The 1,213-nt window shown below is 68.9% G+C and carries 1 protein-coding gene; it reads left to right on the top strand.

From position 1 onward, the window contains the following. The first annotated feature begins 164 nt into the window (after positions 1-164). Positions 165-1,091: a PDDEXK family nuclease gene (locus IEY61_RS30870; protein ID WP_229706658.1), complete on the top strand. Its 927-nt coding sequence runs from the start codon at positions 165-167 to the stop codon at positions 1,089-1,091. Positions 1,092-1,213 lie beyond the last annotated feature (122 nt).

The raw sequence follows: 1,213 nt of genomic DNA, 5'->3' as shown, positions 1-1,213 counted from the left end.
CCGCGTTGATCATGAGGTTAGCGGCGATGTTGATCTCTTTAACTGCCGCTAACCTCATGATCAACGGCTCGGGTGGGCAGGTAAGGGTGGGTTATCCACAGGGGTTGGGGTGGGGGTTATCCACAGGGGCAGCGGTGGGGGTGGCGGTACGTCAGGCTCCGAGGATGGATCGACAGGGGCGACTGCGCTGGATTGCGGGGCGGCAGGATGGGCTCGTCTGTCGTGAGCAGGCGCTGGAGCACGGCTTCACCCGGCACGAGGTCGACAACCTCGTCGCCTTCGGGCGGTGGCAGTCACTCGCCAGAGCCGTCTACCTCCCGCAGCCCGTCGCGGCGGTGGAGCCGTCCCGGCGCCAGCAGATCCGGGCCGTACTGCTGTCGCTGGGGCCGGCTGCGCATGCCGTCCTCGACACCGCTGCCGAGCTCCACGGCATTGCCGGTCTGCCGTCGTCCGACGAGATCCACATCGGCCTACCGGGGGCAGCCGCCAAGCGGGCGCGGATCGGGCAACCAAACATCGTGCTGCACCAACTTGAGCACCCGGCGGAATCGCTGGTCAGTCTGAGCGGGTTGCCGGCCACTGATCCCATCTCCACGGTCAGCGACGTCATCCTGCGCGCGGGGCGCTACCCGGCCGTCTGCATCCTGGACTCGGCGTTGAACCGAGGATTGCTGAGCGAGGACGATCTGTCGTCGGTCGCGCGACGGATCAGGCGCCGGCCGGGTGCGGTGGCAGCTCGTGGATATCTCGCGGAGGCGGATGGGCGGGCTCAGTCTCCGCTGGAGACCCGCGCCAGGCTGCGCTGCGTCGACGGCCGGGTGCCGCCGGACGTGTTGCAGTTGGAGGTACGCGACGACGACGGATACCTGCTCGGCATCGGCGACCTCGGCTGGCGTGCCCCAAGAGTGATCGCGGAGGCGGACGGCCGAGGCGTGCACGGCACCCCGGATGCGCTCTTCGCCGACCGCCGCCGCCAGAACCGCCTGGTCAACGCCGGCTGGACGGTCCTCCGCTTCACCTGGCAGGACACCCTGGACCCGGCCTACATCCCCTGGATAGTCCGCCAAGCCCTCTCCACCCCCCGCCCCTAACCCCACCCCCACCCCCACCCCCTGCCCCCTGCCCCCTGCCCCCTGCCCCCTGCCCCCTGCCCCCGTTGATCATGAGGTTAGCGGCAGTAAAGGAGATCAACTTCGCCGCTAACCTCATGATC

Origin of the sequence: Micromonospora sonchi (assembly GCF_014646235.1) — a bacterium.
Taxonomy (GTDB): Bacteria; Actinomycetota; Actinomycetes; order Mycobacteriales; family Micromonosporaceae; genus Micromonospora; species Micromonospora sonchi.
The sequence above is the reverse complement of the archived record's forward strand: the minus strand, read 5'-3'. Positions and strand labels throughout refer to the sequence as shown.